At 53.3% G+C, this 261-nt stretch carries 1 protein-coding gene; it reads right to left on the reverse strand.

Going from position 1 to position 261, the window contains the following annotated elements; genetic code table 11:
- Positions 1–261, reverse strand: a 261-nt coding sequence (locus VC352_RS24915) for a RimK/LysX family protein (protein ID WP_322982167.1), incomplete at both ends; no start/stop codon positions are given.

Raw genomic sequence — 261 nt, forward strand, 5'->3', positions numbered from 1 at the left:
AATCAGAAGCGGGTATTGGAATGCGCTTCGGTCGGTCAAGTTCACTTCGATGCTGCGAAGTGTGTTACCCATGCACAATTCCAGCTCGATCACGGGGCGTGCGGTGTAGCTCTTGCAATCTTCTTCATCGAAGTCGGCGGCGCGGCGCTTGATCTTGCTGATGCGCGCCAGCGGGCGTTCTAAAGTGCGTTCGTGAGTATCGTCGATGGCAATAATTAAGCTGACCCATGTTTCTCCATCACGCTTGAAACGCCTGATTTC

The sequence above is a fragment of the Pseudomonas sp. C11 genome (assembly GCF_034683865.1).
Classification (GTDB): Bacteria; Pseudomonadota; Gammaproteobacteria; order Pseudomonadales; family Pseudomonadaceae; genus Aquipseudomonas.